We start from the raw sequence: 16,965 nt of genomic DNA, 5'->3' as shown, positions 1-16,965 counted from the left end.
GCCGATCCACATGATCACATCAGAAGTTAACGCAAATTCCAGCGATAAAAGCCTAGAGGCAATGCGGCATTTTTCCGAACAATACGCCAAGCGTACTGGAACTTACTTCTGTAGTGAACCTTCGGTTACAGCAGTGGTAATTGAAGGGTTAGCCAAACATAAAGACGATTTAGGTGCGCCTTTGTGTCCCTGTCGCCACTACGAAGACAAAGAAGCTGAAGTCAAGGCTACATATTGGAACTGTCCTTGCGTGCCGATGAGAGAACGTAAAGAATGTCACTGTATGCTATTTCTAACACCAGATAATGAGTTTGCTGGTGAAAGCCAAGAAATATCTCTCGAAACTATTAAAGAAGTACGAGATAGTATGGCATGAGCGAAACTATGCCCCAAGAGTTTTGGCAAGGTGTAGAACAGTTCAATTCTGGGCAGTTTTACGCCTGTCATGACACCTTAGAGGCTTTGTGGATCGAAGCCAGCGAACCCGAAAAAACTCTTTATCAGGGTATTCTCCAAATTGCTGTAGCCTTGTATCATCTAAGAAATAATAATCTGCGCGGTGCGGTTATTTTACTCGGAGAGGGCAGCAACCGCCTACGCCGTTATCCAGATACTTATGGCGGTATTAATGTAGATGAGTTATTAAGCCAAAGTGCAGCATTATTGACGATATTACAGCAAACTAGCGTAAACAATATCTCCGCAGATGAATTGCTTCAAACTCAAGTTTTACCTATACCTATAATTGTACTATCTCAAGATTAGTCAAGTTTTATCAGGTGATTAGGAATGAGAAATTGGGGAATAGATTTTTCTACTCCCCAATTTTTTGATGAATTAATCAGGCTTGAAAGGTGTTCAACTATTCTAGGACTTACGCAAAATTAACGTAAATCCGTCATTACGAGCGATAGCGACGTAATCTCCCCTGACGTTGGGATTGCTTCCCTACACTCCGTTCCGGCCGCAATGACAATATCAGCGTTGCGTAAGTCCTATATTCTTTACTTTTGTGTTTTTAGACATTGAGTATTTCTCTGGGTGGTGTTGCTTTGTAATAGTTACTAGGTGCTTCGTTACCTACTTGTAGCGGCGATTTTTGTCCAGTAATCAATCTTGCGCCACGTTTGCGGGTGACATAATTCCATACCCACTGAATCATCACTACTAGTTTGTTATCAAACTCGATTAAGAAGTAGATATGAATCACAAGCCAAAATAGCCAAGCAAAGAATCCTTTGAGTTTGATAAAGCCTAAATCCACAACGGCTAGATTTTGTCCAATCATGGCTAAACTGCCGCGATCGCTATAGTTAAAAGCAGGTAAGGTATTACCTTTGAGTTTTTGCTGAATTAATTTGGCAACATATTCTCCCTCTTGCATAGCTACTGGTGCAACACCAGGTAGCGGTTTGCCATTTTGATGAGAGAAGTTGGCTAAGTCGCCGACTACATGAATATTGGGATAGCCTTTGATGCTTAAGTCGGGTTCAACAATTACTCTTCCGGCGTGATCGCACTCTGCACCAGTAGATTCGGCTAAAACTTGACCCATCGGTGAAGCTTTGACACCCGCTGCCCATAATACCGTTTTTGCAGCGATTTCTTTAACTTCATCCCCTTGCTTGAGGGTGACAACATCGTTTTCAATGTTGGTTACTAAAGTTTTTGTTTGAACAGTGACACCCAATTGTTGTAATGATGCTTCTGCTTGTTGGGATAACTCTGGTGCAAAGGGTGGCAGAATCCGATCTAGTCCTTCTAAAAGTAAAACTCTGGCTTCTGAGGTGTCGATGTTGCGGAAATCTTCTTTGAGGGTTTGATAGGCTAATTCGGCGATCGCACCTGCTAGTTCTACCCCTGTCGGGCCACCACCTACAATCACAAAAGTTAACCAAGCCCGACGTTTTTCTGGATCAGTTTCTTTTTCGGCTGCTTCAAAAGCTGAGAAAATCCGGCGACGCATTTCTATCGCATCTTCTACGGTTTTCAAACCTGGGGCAGAATCTTCCCAGTTATCTTTACCAAAATAGGAATGCTTGGCACCTGTAGCCACTATTAATGTATCGTATGGTATCGCTTGATCACCCAACAAAACTTGCTGTGCATTGGGATCAATATCATTAACTTCACCCAGCAACACTTTTGTATTTTTGCTCTTGCTGAGTACCGAACGCAAGGGTGAGGAAATATCAGCGGGTGATAGTGTACCTGTGGCAACTTGGTACAGCAATGGTTGGAACAAATGAAAATTCCGTTTGTCAATCAGCGTAACGTTGACTTTAGCCTTAGCAAGTGCCTTTGCCGCGTACAGTCCACCAAAGCCGCCACCAATGATCACAACTTGATGGGCTGGGTTATTCTCAAGGGAGTCTACCATAAGAAGAAATATTTCCTAGTGTTACGGGTGCTGTAACTATTCTTAACAAATATGTATCAAACTTGTCATATATTTTTCTGTTCATCTTGCACAAATGAAGAAAAGATAAAGGTGAGCAAGACTACAGTGACAAGGTTATACACATTACATTCATATATTGCCCTCTTAGCTTTAGTGTTTATCGTCCTTTGTTTAGATACATTGCAAAGGACATTATTTTATAGCAGGAGATAGGTGTACAGAAAAAAGGTTGGGGGCAGGCGCACAAGAGATATTGATAGCAACACGGCAAATATATATTGCGCCGTAACCCAACACCAAATTATGATTTGAAAAAATATTGTTACAGGTAAAATAATTGCAGCGTCAACTTTACCGTTTGAATAGAAATATTTTTGTAGTTGAAAATTTTGCGGTTTTCTTCATGGTATTTGTGGGGTTCCACTTTCACCCAACCTAAGCAAGAGGTGATCATAACTAAACCAGTTTTCTCACCATGAATATACTGTTCGGGTCTTGGGCATAGTCGGCAAACGGGCCTTGATACTCGAACCCATAGCATATGTACAAAGCTCGTGCTGGGGCGAACTCACCAAAAGAACCTGTTTCCAAATACAGACAATCATAACCACGCCGTTGGGCTTCTTTAATAATGTATTCCAGAATATTTGAGGCAACACCTTTGCGACGGTGAATCTTGACAGTACGCATTGATTTGACTTCACCACTTGTTGAAGAGAGTTCTTTCAATGCACCGCATCCAAGTAATTCTTCGCCTTCCCACGCTGAAAAGAAAGTTATATCAGGCGAACGCAATGCCTCTATATCAAGAGCATGAACGCTTTCAGGTGGGGTAATCTCATACATATTGTCGAGATGTTCTTGCAAGAGGTCAGAAATTTTTTTCCCTGTTAGATCATCTTCTCGAATTTGCATTCGACTCATCTCCTTGGATTTGTGGGAAATTTACTGCTTAATTCTGAATTATGATGAAGCTACAAATGTAGGTTGGCTACAGGAACGGAACCCAACATCATCCAAACTTTGTTGGGTTTCGCCATCGCTACAAATATTTCATTGTGTGATTCATGATAGGTTTTCACCAGACACAATTATTCCTGTGCGCCAGCTTGTTGCAAAATCTTGACTATATCTTGATATCCGTTAAATTCTGCCAGCATCAAAGCTGTATAACCACCACGATTTTTTAAATTGGGGTTTGCACCAGCTTGCAGTAATATCTGCACAGTCTCAGTATGACCTCCAGAGGCAGCCCACATTAATGCTGTTGCTCCGGCTATGTCTTGAAAATTGACATTTGCACCTTTGGCTAGTAACAGTTGAATAATTTCTGTCTGATTGCGTTTGGCAGCTTTGAGTAGAGCAGTCTGGCTGTCATTACCGAGAGTATTGGGATCAGCACCGTAGTCTAATAAGATTTTGACGGTTTGGGTATATCCCAAGGATATTGCAGTTATTAAAGGAATCTCCGCGGCTCCATAAAGATTTGCCCCAGAACGCAGCAGTGCTTCGAGAATTTCGCTGTGTCCTTGCAATACAGCGACTATCATGGGTGTGTCGCCTAAATTATTTCTGATTTGGGCATTTGCACCCCGACTGAGTAAAACTTGCACTACATCTAGGTGGCCTTCAACAACAGCAATATGTAATGCTGTTTCACCGTCTTTGTCTTGCAAATTAATTTGGGCATCTTTATCTAGTAAAGCAGAGGCGATCGCACTATTACCTGATGCCGCTGCGGCCGATAACGCTGTACCACCATCACTGTTTTTTAGATTTACATCTGCGCCTGCCGCTAACAATGCTTGTACAATATCCAAATTTCCCAAATCCGCCGCAATCATCAAGAGTGTCTCACCATCTTCATCTTGAAGATTTACATCTGCACCATTTTGTGCTAATAGCTGCACAACTGCTACGTGTCCTTGTTTGATTGCTAATTTTAAAGCAGTGTCATCATCTTTATCCGCAATATTTACCTTCACACCAGCAGCGAGTAATATCCGCACTATCTCTACATAACCTTTGAGTGCAGCTGCCATCAATGCAGTGCTGCCATCCTCGTTGATAGCATTAACATCAGCACCTCTCGATACTAAAAGCTGCACAATATCTACTTGTTGATTACTAGCAGCCAACATTAACGCCGTTAACTTATAGCGTTTTCTTGGCAAGTTGATATTTGCCCCTGCATCTAAAAGCGATCGCACAATTTCGGTGTAGCCTAAATTAGCAGCATACATTAATGCCGTCGTCCCATCGCGATCGCACCCATCCACCTTGACACCAGCAGCGAGAATTTCACTCAGCCGCTTGATATCACCATTTTTCGCAGCCTTCAGCAGCAAGACATCGTTGTTTTCAGTCATGAATTAAATCCTGCCTGGGCAGTTTTATCATCTATTCCCCAAATTTAGTTTGAAATTCTTTAAGTACTTTTGCAATAGGGGTGTCTGGATAAAGCGCTGAGTGCTGAGTAAACACACTCCAGTATGACTAATTAATTACAAATTACAAATTACGAACTACGAATTACCCTTGGACTTATGCTAATTTTTATTAAGATTTAAGAATTGGGCGAGAACACGATGACTCCGGAAATATCTCCCTCGGTAAAATACTGGCTTAACTTTTTCCACCCGCTAATGATGTGGGTACTTTTAGCGTTCTCACTTTATGCTGCTTATTTGGGATTGCAAGTACAGCGTACCAGAAACGCTCAAGGGGAAGAAAAGAAAGAACTGATTAAAGGTAAATTTAACGTCAAACACTACCAAATTGGGTCTATTCTCTTAGCTTTGATGGTAGCAGGCGCAGTTGGGGGGATGGCTGTTACCTATATTAATAACGGAAAGTTATTTGTAGGGCCGCACTTGCTTGCAGGGCTAGGCATGACTAGTTTAATCGCTTTTTCGGCTGCTCTATCTCCTTTTATGCAAAAAGGAGCCAATTGGGCAAGAGTAACTCACATTTTGTTGAATTTCGTGATTTTAGGTCTATTTACTTGGCAGGCTATCACTGGCGTACAAATTGTACAAAGAATTCTGAGTAATGCTTAGTTATTAGTCAAGAGTCATTAGTCAATTGTCAAAAATCTTTGGACTAATGACTCTTGACTTTTGACCTACCGCTTCTTTTTAGAATTATCAGGAAAAGGTATGCCTATAGACTGATGAAAATCTTCTTGAACTTTGCGAGTTAAGCGGCGAGAAACTTGGCGGACAATTTGATTAAGTAAGCGATCGCCTGTAGATTGAATGAGAGACTTGGGCAATCGTTGAATAAATCTGGGAAAGTGAAGATAAACTTTTAAATCTAAATCCCATTCCACTCGCGTTACTCCAGTGGAAATCTCAGCATCATCATTGGCATACTCTTTTAGTTGCATTGATGCTCGATAATCTACGTCATAACCTGGTGCTTGATAATCAGGAATGGGGATAGTCCGAATGCGATATATGCCTTCTTCCGGTGGTAAAAGTTCTAAACCAATTTTTGGCTCCACTTCATAACCAAACGAGCCAAAACGACCAATAGTCAAAGCATAGCCATTTTCTCCCAATGGCTTCACCTTCATTGGTTCAGCGCAACGTGTAAACCACGACGAATGAGCATTGAGATATTCAGCAACTTGATGTATTGGGGCATACATCGCCATATAATCGCTGTAGCAACCACAAAACTGTGTTTGTGCCGCTAAAGTAGCATCTGTAACTACATGATCAGTTTCTACTAAGTTGGATTCTACAGGTAAAACAGTTTCTTTTATATCCAAGGATTGATATTCGCCGTTTGTTGAAAGCATCAAAGCATTCCCCTCTGAGTTGGCGTTTGGCTATATTTATAATTCCCAGCTTACTTGGGTGATTTCGCAGGCAAGATCTTATTTTGGCTGAAATTTCAAGATTCTGTCATGAACTTTATGAAATCACTAAAATACGGATAAATCACATACTAGTTTTTTAGGATAGCGTTTGTTATGAAAGCATTTGTAGCAGGGGCCACAGGTGAGACAGGCCGCCGAATTGTCCAAGAGTTGGTAGCGCGTAACATTCCCGTACGTGCTTTGGTGAGGGATGTAGAAAAAGCTAGAGCGATTTTGCCCCCCGATGTGGAATTGCTTGCAGGTGATGTCTTGCAACCTGAAAACCTCGCTACAGCTTTAGGAGACAGTACTGTATTGCTGTGTGCGACAGGGGCAAAACCAAGTTTTGATCCGACTGGGCCATATAAAGTAGATTTTGAAGGTACTAAAAATTTAGTGGATGCAGCTAAAGCCAAAGGAATTGAGCATTTTGTGTTAGTTTCTTCGTTGTGTACATCACAGCTATTCCATCCTTTGAATCTGTTCTGGCTGATTTTAGTTTGGAAAAAACAAGCCGAGGAATATATTCAAAAAAGTGGTCTCACCTATACTATTGTGCGACCTGGTGGATTAAAAAATGAAGATAACTCTGATGCGATCGTCATGCAGAGTGCAGATACATTATTTGATGGTAGTATTCCTCGGCAAAAAGTTGCCCAAGTTTCTGTGGAAGCACTCTTTGAGCCAACTGCCCGCAATAAAATTGTTGAGATTGTTGCTAAACCAGAAGCTAGTACTAAAACCTTTGGAGAGTTATTTCAGCAATGCTGAGTCTAGAGTCTGTAGTTAATAGTCAAAGGAAATTACCATTGACTATTAACTATTGACCATTGACCATTGACTAAAAACAAAGGAGTCAAAATCTGAAACGTTTTGAACTTAAAGGCGTTGAAAAATTAATCGGCCCGATCGCAGCGCTGCTGGCTTTTGTATGCTTATTGCAGTGGTATCTCTTTGGAGATTTGCGATCGCCTTCCGATCCCGTCTTTAATGATAATCAACCACCCCTAGTCATGAAAGGCGGCGACCCTTATATTCGCGCCTTAATGCGAACTATTTCCGCCAGCGAAGCTAATGGGAACCGTCCTTACTCTCTGCTATATGGTGGACAACAAGTAACAGACCTCAGTCGCCACCCAGAAATCTGCGTCACCATTGTTACCGGGCCAAACACAGGTAATTGTTCCACTGCTGCGGGGAGATATCAAATTATCAACACTACTTGGCATAATATTGCACCGCGCTATCACCCCAATCCTATGAGGATGGTGTTTTGGACTGCTTATAGTTTTGAGCCTGAATTTCAAGATACGGTAGTTTATCGTTGGTTGAACGATACCCAAGTTTGGGGAATGGATATTCCTAAACTGCTGCGTCAAGGCAAAATTATTGAAGTGTTACGGCGTTTATCTCCAACTTGGACAAGTTTAGGATATGGAATAGAAACTAATTCTATCAGTAGTTCTTTACCTCAGATTTATCAAAAAATGTTAAAGGAAGAGTTAACCACAACCAATCAACCAGCATCTGCCATAACACCAAATCCAGCACTTACACCTCAGAAGAAGTAGAAGGTAAACACATTAATGTAATCATACGAATTTTCAAGTTTTCGGTGAAAAAGTGCAAAATTCTTGAACGTTCTGCACAAATTCGTTAGTACTTTCTAAGTGAATATTGTGAGCAGAATTACTAATTATTTTTACCTGAGCTAGTTTGTCTATTTTAGCTATATTTGTGTTAATAATTAAAAATTTCTCATCATTTTCACCTACTAGTAAAAGCAAAGGTACTGTATTATCTTTAAGTTTTTCCCATAAAGAAGGCTGACTTCCAGTTCCCATGAATCTTAGTGACGTAGCTAACTCAAGCGGTTGATTTTGTAACCGACTCTCTAACATACTGGCAAATTCTGGATGATTTTTGATAACACCAAAAATCGGCTGATTATACCAGTTTAATAAAAATTCTCTAAACTCATTTTTGGAAACATATCTTGTTAGTTTTTTCGCTATTTGTTCATCTTTTCTCACACGTTCTAATCGTTCTTGTTCTGTAGCCAAACCAGGGGAAGCTGATTCTAATATAACTTTGTAAAAACGTTCAGGAAAATGCAATGTGAGATATAAAGCTAATCTTCCACCCATTGAGTAACCCACTAAAAAGCATTTAGGGATATTCAACTCATCTAATAAATTAATTAAAGCTTGAGCAGTTTGTTCAATTGTATAGTATTTATCTTCACCTAAAACTTGAGTTTTACCATGTCCGGGAAGGTCAAGTGTGAGATAAGAAAATTCTGTACCTAGCAATTGTATAACTTCATCAAACTCATCTAAATTGCCAATAAACCCGTGCAAGAAAAGAATGAATTGTTTGTTTTTTGAGTTAATTAACTTATAATTAAATTTATAATTTTTTTGCATATTTTAGTGATTACAAACTAACTATTCAAAAACAAAATTATGATTATTTGGTAAATTCATAATAAGCTATGTTAGGTAAAAGGAAATGATTAACATCCGTTGCGAAACTTTGCCAGACTATCCAGCAATAGCTGAGGTAAATATATTAGCCTTTGGACAGGAAAATGAAGCTAAACTTGTAGATAAAATTCGCCATTCAGACTGCTATATTCCAGAACTTTCACTAGTTGCTGAAATTGAGGATATCGTAGTCGGCCACATTTTATTTAGCTATATTAACCTAGTCAATGAAGAAAACCTACAGGTAATCGGTTTAGCGCCTTTGGCAGTTCGTCCAAAGTTTCAAAGACAAGGTATTGGCAGCGCACTGGTACAAGCAGGGTTAAAAATAGCAGATGTAACAGGAGAAGCCATAGTAATTGTATTAGGTCATCCCCATTTCTATACTCGCTTTGGATTTCAGCCTTCTGTTTTTTATAAAATCGAGTCTCCCTTTCCAGTACCAGAGGATGTTTTCATGGTTAAACCACTGCAAAACTATCAGCAAAAGTATATGGGGAAGGTTGTTTATCCACCTGCTTTTGATGAAGTTTAAAGCGATCGCACACTGCCTTATTTTCTAGGCAAGAACGATATGACTAAAGGGATTCCACCAATTACTACAAAAAGTGAACCCATGCCAGTGTGCATAGCAGGTAAAAACCATAAATCCAACCAAGAGTTTATCTTGGCAGATTCTGGCTCTTGAGGATTGTAAAGAATTTCTACCTTTTGACCTTGAGTATATGCTGGTGGGTTACTACCACTATTGGCTTCAAATTCTATTGGCTTACCAGAATTTGAAGTAAAGCTTATTACTGGATAATAAGCAGTAGAAGAACGACCATTACTATCTCTAGATGTATGTCTCACTAAATCAATTACAGTTCCTGAAGCGGAGATGGACTTGCCAATCAAACTGCGAGTATGTACTCCTACTATGATACCAGTGACGACAAAAATACTACCAATACCTGCAAATATAGAACCAAATAAACGAAAAAAGCTTACATCTTCATTCTGCATATAATTTTTAACAATTAGGTAGATATTTGCCTTTGAGTACTAAAATTTTGGGCGTTGCTGATTGATGGGATGTTTTTTGTCTTACGCAAAGCCGCAAAGGCATAAAGAGCAAGAGTTTGAAAATTAGAATTTTATGATTTCATCCCGTATTTATGCAACGCCAAATTTTGGTACATGATAATTGATATTTTTGATTTAGCAAAGGCAATTTTAGAAAAGAATATCTAATTTTGGCGATCGCGGCGATTATAAGGTGAGTCAAAATTAATGATCGGGCCTAGTGGTACAATCCCATTAGGATTCAATTCTGGTAAACCTACATAATAAAGCTGTTTAATATGACTGATATTACACCATTGTTTGATACCAGGAAATTGATATAACTCTCGGCAATAATTCCACAAATTAGGATGCTCAACTAATCGCTTGATATTACACTTAAATAAACCATAATATACTAGGTCAAATCGGAATAGAGTAGTAAATAAGCACCAATCTGCTAAGGTAATTTCTTCACCGCAGAGATATGGTTGTTTACCTAAAACTTTTTCCCAATATTCTAGTGCGAGAAATAATTCTTTGAGTGCTTGTTCGTAAGCAGTTTGTGATGTTGCAAAACCAGTACGATATACACCATTATTTATCGGTTGGTAAATGGCATCTATAGTTTTATCAATTAAAGTTTGCAACGATTTGGGATAAAAATCTACCGTCTTCTCAGCAAAGAAATTAAACTCTGTATTTAATATGTAAATAATTTGGCGAGATTCATTATTGATAATAGTTTGTGTATGTTTATCCCACAACACTGGGACGGTAACTCGCCCGGTATAATTTGGGTTCGCTTTGGTGTAAACTTGCCAAAGATAATCCGCTTGGTTGACTTTATCTCGAATACATCCTGGTTTATCAGAAAACTTCCATCCTTGGTCACTAATTACAGGGTCAACAATAGAAAGACCAATAACTTTTTCTAGCCCTTTCAAAGCGCGTAATAAAACAGTGCGATGCGCCCAAGGACAACCTAAAGAAACATATAGATGATATCGGCCTGCTTCTGCCCTAAATCCACTGGCTCCATCTGCTGTAATCTGATGATGAAACTGTGTTGGCATTCGCTGAAACTCGCCGTTTTCGTTGCGTTCTGTCCAGACGGTTGTCCATTGACCGTTAACTAATCTACCTAATGCCATATTTTTGCCTATATTAATTAATCTGTTATGTCATCAAAAGCGTTGCTGCCATAATAAACACGCCGTAAGTATAGCTGCTATGAACACCACTTGCGCTCACAGCCACAAATAACGGCAGTAAGTGTCGTCTGTGGGATGGTTATCTAAAGCACAAGGAGCAAGTTGGCGATAGTTTAGCAGGCTTTTGACATCATTTTGCGCGATCGCCTGTGCCAATCATTCATCAAATTTTGTTACCCATAGTGGTGGCTTGACATTGTAACTGGCGTTTGGCTGAGGAATGAACTGCGGAAACTGGCGCAGAAAATTTTGTACAGCAGCAGATTTTACTGGTATATCCGATGCGCCATGAGAAATAAATACTGTTGGTAAATGAGTTATGAGTTAGCTTAATTATTTCTAATTAGTTTAATTCTAGTTAGAAATATTAGGGTGAACTAGCCTAAAAAGCCAAACACAAGCGACTGAGTAAAACTCGCAATAGTTCTAATTCAGACTTTTCTAACTGCTCAAAGCGTTCTTTGAGGTGAGCAATATGGAGAGGAAATATCACCTCAAACAAGGCTTCTCCTTCATGGGTGAGTTTGACAATAACGCTACGACGGTTGTCTGCGGGTACTTCTCGCAGTACTAAGTGTTTTTTCTCCAAGCGGTCTATCACTCCTGTCAGGGTTCCTTTGGTAATTAAAGTTTTCTCACCAATTTCTCCCATACACATACCAGATGTGTTACCCAGAGTTGCAATAACATCAAATTGTGCTGGTGTGAGGTCAAATTGTCGGATGTGAGCTTCTGAATAAGCGGAAAATGCTTGATAGGCTCGCACTAATTCACGCATAGTCGGAATAAACGGCTCTTGAGCAGCTGCTCTAGCTGAATAATCAGACATAGGGATATATAATTTAAATAGACTATTCTAGTTAGAACATTATGATAAAAATTAAGCATCAAGGCGAAGATTTCACCTTATGCTTGATCTAATTAACAAGTATTTTCTTGCTAGTGCATTTCGTCGTATTCTGGTGCTTCAACGCGTCTAGCTTCTTGACGGGAAGGCGGGAGAAACTCAGCCCGACGCACAGGAACCAAAGGTGCTGTAGAACCACCTTGATAAGGATGAATTACCTGCACCGTACGAGTCGGACGATTACGAGGGCCAAACAAAGCCAAGACACCAGCAACAACAATACCACCACCAACAGTCAGCGTCGCGCCTCCTACAGCCCAAACAATAGGTGATGTCCACCAAGCATTTTGAGATTGCAATGTTTCAGATGCTACAGTTTGTTTTTGCTGTGCTAATTGCAATTGTTGAGCGTTGAAACCATCGATTAGCCTTTGGTTCTGCACCCTTAGCTGTTCGTTATCGTTTTTTAAACGATCCATGTCAGCTTTTAACTGATTAAATTCTGCGCGTTGCTCAGGGTTGGGCGCAGTGGGTGGCTGAGTATTGGGATAAGGTTGTCCGTAGGCGGATGGATATTGCACGGGTGGCTGTAGCTGGGGTGCAACTACAGTGGGGATTTGGGGGGTAACAGCGAAGTTAGGTTGTAAGGGATTATTTGTTCCCTTGAGCAAAACAAGAGCCGCCAGCCCAGCCACAGCGACTCCACCGATAAATGCCATACTCTCACTCATCGCCTTTGCCCCTCAACTGCGACGTAATCATTTGTGACTGACACACTCTCACACTCATAATCTTTTACTTACTCAACTTCACCTAAACACTTCAAGTATAAGCGGCAGTATCAGCTAGTTTTTTTACAGCCTGCAATCTGCTGTTAATATTCAAGACCATAAACGTCAAATTGTCTACTAAACTAGGGTAAAAAAACTGCACTGTTATACATTCTTAATCTACTTTTTCTTAGGTGGCAAGAAAGTCATTAGTCATTGGTTAATAATTCTTCCTTACTCCCTATTCCTTAGTTCTGAGTGCAGATTTAAGACTTTGGCAAAATTGACCGATCGCCTGAAGCCCTTCTTCTGGTGTGCCTTCTGCCAAACGTTTGACAAAAGCACTACCAACAATTGCCGCATCTGCGCCCCAATCTCTTACCTGACGGGCTTGTTCAACTTGAGAAATGCCAAAACCTACCCCAATGGGTTTATCAGTAACATTACGAATTTGTTGGAGCAAATCTGATACTCGTACTTCTATTTGCGATCGCATCCCAGTCACACCAGTGACGCTAACTAAATAGATAAACCCTTGAGAAGCACGGGCGATCGCTTCAATTCTATCGCTAGAACTAGTAGGTGCTACCAATAAAGTTAAATCAATCCCCATCTCACCAGCCGGTTTAAGCAACCCAGCCGCTTCTTCTAAAGGTAAATCAGGTACTACCAACCCTGCGACACCAGCCGCTGCAATTTGCTGAAGAAACTTTTCAATACCGCGGTGCAGAATTGGGTTGTAGTAGGTAAACAAACTAATCGGCGCTTGCAAACTGGGAGTAATTCCTTGCAACATTTCTAGAACCCCTTCTAATTTCGTTCCCTTTTGTAAAGCGCGGGTAGCAGCCGCTTGAATGACTGGCCCATCGGCTAAAGGATCAGAATAGGGAACACCCAGTTCAATTATGTCAGCACCACTGCGATCGAGGATTTGCAAAGCAGAGGCGGTGGTGGCTAAATCTGGATCACCAGCAGTAATAAACGGAATCAGAGCGCACTCTTGATTCCGTTTTAAGATTTCAAAGCGATCGGAAATGGCGGTCATTAGTCAAAAATCAAAAGTCAAGGGTCAATAGTCAAAAGAATTCACAAGAAACTAGAAAACGGTTAATTCTTACAGAAGTTGATATCTCTTACTCCCAGAATTGAGAACAGAAAATATTTCTCTGTTCCCTGTTTCCCCTTCGGGGTTCGTCAGTCGCTCATGGGGGAAACCCCCTTGCCGTTAGCCTCTCCCTTTGGGAGAAGACCGCGCTGACTCACCTGTTCCCTTCTTCCATGACTATTGACTATTGACTCATAAAATGATCACTTTACATCTGAGATTGCTTTTCTTGTTCAATCTCAGCTTGAATTTTCGCTAGTTCTTCCGGCGTAAGTTCATCCAAACGCTTTTGGAAAAACGCTTGTTCATAGTCTTCCCGTTGCTGATGGTAGGTCATATTATTATTCACAGCGCGGTAAACATAAGTGCTTACCCAACCAATTAAGCCAATTACTACTAAGACAGCCTGGCTCCATATCCCAGCTTGTTGACTATCTACACCAACTAGCTGTAATCCCACATAAGCCAAGCCACCAGCAATAAAAATACCTAAACCAATTACAAGAGCGTCGATGCGTCGCATGAGAGTTATGACCTACCAATCTCGTTAGACTTCTATTTTGCGCGGTTGTGGTCGCAGATTGACAAACGGCGACAGAACCAATAAACCGGGAAAGAAGAAGAAAACCAAAAAGTACATAATAGTACGCTCAATAGAGGTAGCCACATACCACCGCTGCTTGAGGTAAAACAGTACAGCAACAGGAATGACTAATAAATAGGCTCCAGCCAAAATCAGATACAGCAGGGCGACGATCATAGGTTTTTTCTCTTTGTAGACAAGGCCATTCGGTGCATCTGTTTCTCATCATAGGCTGAATGCGTAGCTTGAGGAAAGTCTGATTAATCATACCGTCCAACAATTCCGCAGTTTTACCTGGACAAAACTCAGGATAGTGCTACAATAGCAAAGCCAGTATCTAATCAGTGTACTTGTCACACCCAGATTAAGATGCTTGTCGAAAGTGAAAGATTGCCAAAAAAATTCGGCGATCGCTCAAAATAGACAAATTTCTTAAATCTAGTTGCACAAAATACACATTAGTGGTGGAATAGATGAGGAGGTATTTGCTGCCTCTACAAAATAAGTGGCTCCTAAGTAAACTTGGGGGTGTGGCGGAATGGCAGACGCTACGGACTTAGAAAACTGAGCCTTGAGGAAGAAATTCTTCAAGTGGAAGCTCTCAAACTCAGGGAAACCTAAATCTGTTTCCAGACAAGGCAATCCTGAGCCAAGCCCAAAAATTTTAGATTTTAAATTTTAGATTTTAGATTGCACTTCAGTCCAAAATTCAAAATCCAAAATCCAAAATTAAAGGGAAGGTGCAGAGACTCGACGGGAGCTACCCTAACGTCAAGGCGAGGGTAAAGGGAGAGTCCAATTCTCAAAACCGGAAGGTAGTAGTGAAAGCTGCAAGAGAATGAAAATCCGTTGACCTTAAACGGTCGTGAGGGTTCAAGTCCCTCCACCCCCACTAAAAAATCAAGTTAAATAAAGCCTGCTTAGACATGTCTAAGCAGGCTTAACTGTATGTATATATACAATTTTAAAATCAATTGCAGGATGGCGATCGCACTTAATTTAAACGAGCTATAAAATTAACTCCCCTCTCCTACACCCAAAAGCCCTATCTCCAGTTCTGGTATTTCACCTTTTCTTCGTAAAATTTCCGTCTAAACCCTTGATTCGTCATCTCGCTGCTTCAGCCTTGTTTCCGTAATTCTCCTGAAAAATTTAGTTTTTTAAATTGAATCTTGAAGAAGATTTAAGTAAATTCATCAAAACTCATTCAAAAAATTACTTTATCTTTGAAAACTTGATTGCTACTGGTGGCTGACAAAGTTAATCTAATAAATAATAGATTCATACACTTCATTGGTCTTGAGAACTTCCATGACCACTCATAGCTTATTTACGGATTTAGAAGATCCAAATTTTATCAAACCCCATCTTCAGCCATTAAATATCCAACTTGGGCAAGAAAAAGTATATGGCTTCTTCATGGAAATTGTTAATCAAAAGCCCCCAGAAGAGGTCTTGCGAGAATTTAAAAGACTATTTTTCGATTTTCTCGAATCAGGCAGTTTAAATACTGTACCCATCATTCGTAAACTCCTGTTAGCTAATCATGAGCAGGAATTTCGCAATACTATCAAACGCTGTTGCTATATCATCGTCAATAACTGGGCATCTAAAAGAGAATATGAATATATTCAAGAATTAATTAACTTATTGGTTAATTATGATATATGCTACAAAAAAGGCAGTTATACCAGTTTACATATTTATAAAAGCTGGCTAGAAAATTTTGTTAAAAGTGACGACTATCAAGAATTAAAACTCTTTGCTAATAGACACGATCATAAGAGCAAAGTTCATTGGGCTAATCGTTATGCTGCTTATTTATTAGTTGCTCAATCTCTTGATGCTAATAACCCCAAAGAGCAACAAGAAGCAGCCCAGCAGCTTTCTCAGCAAATGAAAGACAACTTCAAGTTTGAATTAGCAATGTATATTGCTCGTTCTCAGTCTGCTGCTTCCAGTAATAGCCGTTATGTAAATCCTAGCATTTTGGGCGATAACGTTTTGCGTTTAATCAAAATGATTATCGTGAAAAAAGGTGCATTTAGTTATGAAAATCTAGCCCATATATTTATTAAACAAACTCAGGGTCAAACCTTTAAAGAATTTAAAGAAAGCATCCGTAAGTACTTGTTTTTTTCGGTTAAAAATATAGGTTTGGTCAAAACTATAAATCGCCAGCTAACAGAAAATTTATCTAACTGGAAAACAGAGTGTGATGAAGAAATTTTAGATAAAAATTTGTTTCTGAGAAGCTGTAATCGTCTGATTGATTGTTTGACTACAGAAAATGGTCGAGAGCCTTCACAGCTATTTACTTTATTACTATCTCAAGGTCATCCATTAACCTTGGTGATTATATTACTCAAAATTATATTAATTTGTCAAAATTCCCGCAGTCATTTAGAAATTAGAATTGCCCATTTAATTCGCTATTACGAAAAATTACCACAAAATGAATGTAAATGGGTAATTAATTTTCTGGAAATATTTAATATTACTTTTGCCATCTACGCTGAAAACATTGAATATAACTTGATTAAAGTGCCAAAAAATCGGCAGAATTCCCAGGGAAAATCAAAGATAGAAACTTATCATGTTTTTTCACAATTAAGGGAAAACATCTATAAATAAACCAGTGAAAGTGCTT

The 16,965-nt window shown here is 39.8% G+C and carries 19 protein-coding genes; 7 read left to right on the top strand and 12 right to left on the bottom strand.

Features of this window, described 5'->3' with window-relative positions; genetic code table 11:
- Window positions 1–10: 10 nt before the first annotated feature.
- Both NCWK1_RS25400 and NCWK1_RS25395 read left to right on the top strand, forming a co-directional pair.
- Entirely contained in the window at window positions 11–376 is a 366-nt protein-coding gene (locus tag NCWK1_RS25400) for a ferredoxin thioredoxin reductase catalytic beta subunit (protein ID WP_096577818.1), read from the top strand.
- Window positions 373–765, top strand: coding sequence for a DUF309 domain-containing protein (locus NCWK1_RS25395; RefSeq protein WP_103126621.1), 393 nt, complete (start codon window positions 373–375; stop codon window positions 763–765). The genes NCWK1_RS25400 and NCWK1_RS25395 overlap by 4 nt, the downstream gene beginning before the upstream one ends.
- Window positions 766–1,018: 253 nt before the next feature.
- On the opposite strand, the gene NCWK1_RS25390 is transcribed toward NCWK1_RS25395, so the two are convergent.
- The 3 genes from NCWK1_RS25390 to NCWK1_RS25380 form a co-directional block, all read right to left on the bottom strand.
- On the bottom strand, window positions 1,019–2,380 hold the full coding sequence (locus tag NCWK1_RS25390) for an NAD(P)/FAD-dependent oxidoreductase (protein ID WP_103126620.1): 1,362 nt from the start codon (window positions 2,378–2,380) through the stop codon (window positions 1,019–1,021).
- Between the two features lie 477 nt (window positions 2,381–2,857).
- Complete coding sequence (locus NCWK1_RS25385) at window positions 2,858–3,316, bottom strand: GNAT family N-acetyltransferase (RefSeq protein ID WP_245894989.1); 459 nt, start codon at window positions 3,314–3,316, stop codon at window positions 2,858–2,860.
- 176 nt (window positions 3,317–3,492) lie between these two features.
- Window positions 3,493–4,770, bottom strand: a complete 1,278-nt coding sequence (locus NCWK1_RS25380; RefSeq protein WP_103126618.1) for an ankyrin repeat domain-containing protein — start codon at window positions 4,768–4,770, stop codon at window positions 3,493–3,495.
- 219 nt (window positions 4,771–4,989) lie between these two features.
- Here NCWK1_RS25380 and NCWK1_RS25375 point away from each other — a divergent pair, with 219 nt between their 5' ends.
- Window positions 4,990–5,460: a DUF4079 domain-containing protein gene (locus NCWK1_RS25375; protein ID WP_096577810.1), complete on the top strand. Its 471-nt coding sequence runs from the start codon at window positions 4,990–4,992 to the stop codon at window positions 5,458–5,460.
- Between the two features lie 65 nt (window positions 5,461–5,525).
- Here the strand turns inward: NCWK1_RS25375 and NCWK1_RS25370 are convergent, their stop codons facing one another.
- Window positions 5,526–6,206 carry a DUF1997 domain-containing protein gene (locus NCWK1_RS25370; RefSeq protein WP_103126617.1) on the bottom strand — a complete coding sequence of 227 codons (681 nt, stop codon included), beginning with the start codon at window positions 6,204–6,206 and terminating at the stop codon, window positions 5,526–5,528.
- Between the two features lie 174 nt (window positions 6,207–6,380).
- Here NCWK1_RS25370 and NCWK1_RS25365 point away from each other — a divergent pair, with 174 nt between their 5' ends.
- Together NCWK1_RS25365 and NCWK1_RS25360 are read left to right on the top strand one after the other, a co-directional pair.
- The gene (locus NCWK1_RS25365; protein ID WP_096577806.1) at window positions 6,381–7,037 is read left to right on the top strand and encodes an NAD(P)H-binding protein; all 657 of its coding nucleotides are present in this window, start codon (window positions 6,381–6,383) and stop codon (window positions 7,035–7,037) included.
- Between the two features lie 128 nt (window positions 7,038–7,165).
- A complete protein-coding gene (locus NCWK1_RS25360) occupies window positions 7,166–7,837 on the top strand; it encodes a glycoside hydrolase family 24 protein (protein WP_187308250.1) in 672 nt (223 codons plus the stop codon).
- Between the two features lie 33 nt (window positions 7,838–7,870).
- Here NCWK1_RS25360 and menH read toward each other — a convergent pair whose 3' ends face one another.
- Complete coding sequence (gene menH, locus NCWK1_RS25355) at window positions 7,871–8,692, bottom strand: 2-succinyl-6-hydroxy-2,4-cyclohexadiene-1-carboxylate synthase (RefSeq protein WP_103126615.1); 822 nt, start codon at window positions 8,690–8,692, stop codon at window positions 7,871–7,873.
- Window positions 8,693–8,777: 85 nt separating this feature from the next.
- On the opposite strand from menH, the gene NCWK1_RS25350 reads away from it, so the two are divergent.
- On the top strand, window positions 8,778–9,287 hold the full coding sequence (locus NCWK1_RS25350) for a GNAT family N-acetyltransferase (protein ID WP_103126614.1): 510 nt from the start codon (window positions 8,778–8,780) through the stop codon (window positions 9,285–9,287).
- A gap of 17 nt (window positions 9,288–9,304) precedes the next feature.
- Here the strand turns inward: NCWK1_RS25350 and NCWK1_RS25345 are convergent, their stop codons facing one another.
- The 7 genes from NCWK1_RS25345 to ndhL all read right to left on the bottom strand — a co-directional run bounded on the left by NCWK1_RS25345 (window position 9,305) and on the right by ndhL (window position 14,492).
- Window positions 9,305–9,757 carry a DUF3592 domain-containing protein gene (locus NCWK1_RS25345; RefSeq protein WP_103126613.1) on the bottom strand — a complete coding sequence of 151 codons (453 nt, stop codon included), beginning with the start codon at window positions 9,755–9,757 and terminating at the stop codon, window positions 9,305–9,307.
- A gap of 224 nt (window positions 9,758–9,981) precedes the next feature.
- Window positions 9,982–10,950 carry a glutathione S-transferase family protein gene (locus tag NCWK1_RS25340; RefSeq protein ID WP_103126612.1) on the bottom strand — a complete coding sequence of 323 codons (969 nt, stop codon included), beginning with the start codon at window positions 10,948–10,950 and terminating at the stop codon, window positions 9,982–9,984.
- Between the two features lie 442 nt (window positions 10,951–11,392).
- Entirely contained in the window at window positions 11,393–11,839 is a 447-nt protein-coding gene (locus tag NCWK1_RS25330; protein ID WP_103126611.1) for a MarR family winged helix-turn-helix transcriptional regulator, read from the bottom strand.
- Window positions 11,840–11,949: 110 nt separating this feature from the next.
- Entirely contained in the window at window positions 11,950–12,588 is a 639-nt protein-coding gene (locus NCWK1_RS25325) for a heterocyst differentiation related protein (protein WP_096577790.1), read from the bottom strand.
- A 280-nt stretch (window positions 12,589–12,868) separates the two neighbouring features.
- Complete coding sequence (gene trpA / locus NCWK1_RS25320) at window positions 12,869–13,672, bottom strand: tryptophan synthase subunit alpha (protein WP_096577788.1); 804 nt, start codon at window positions 13,670–13,672, stop codon at window positions 12,869–12,871.
- 268 nt (window positions 13,673–13,940) lie between these two features.
- Complete coding sequence (locus tag NCWK1_RS25315) at window positions 13,941–14,255, bottom strand: DUF3007 family protein (RefSeq protein ID WP_103126610.1); 315 nt, start codon at window positions 14,253–14,255, stop codon at window positions 13,941–13,943.
- A 24-nt stretch (window positions 14,256–14,279) separates the two neighbouring features.
- A complete protein-coding gene (gene ndhL / locus NCWK1_RS25310; RefSeq protein ID WP_096577784.1) occupies window positions 14,280–14,492 on the bottom strand; it encodes an NAD(P)H-quinone oxidoreductase subunit L in 213 nt (70 codons plus the stop codon).
- A 1,134-nt stretch (window positions 14,493–15,626) separates the two neighbouring features.
- Between ndhL and NCWK1_RS25305 the strand changes: the two genes are divergently transcribed.
- A complete protein-coding gene (locus tag NCWK1_RS25305) occupies window positions 15,627–16,949 on the top strand; it encodes a hypothetical protein (protein WP_103126609.1) in 1,323 nt (440 codons plus the stop codon).
- Window positions 16,950–16,965: the final 16 nt, after the last annotated feature.

Source organism: Nostoc cycadae WK-1 (assembly GCF_002897135.1).
Taxonomy (GTDB): domain Bacteria; phylum Cyanobacteriota; class Cyanobacteriia; order Cyanobacteriales; family Nostocaceae; genus Nostoc_B.
The sequence above is the reverse complement of the archived record's forward strand: the minus strand, read 5'-3'. Positions and strand labels throughout refer to the sequence as shown.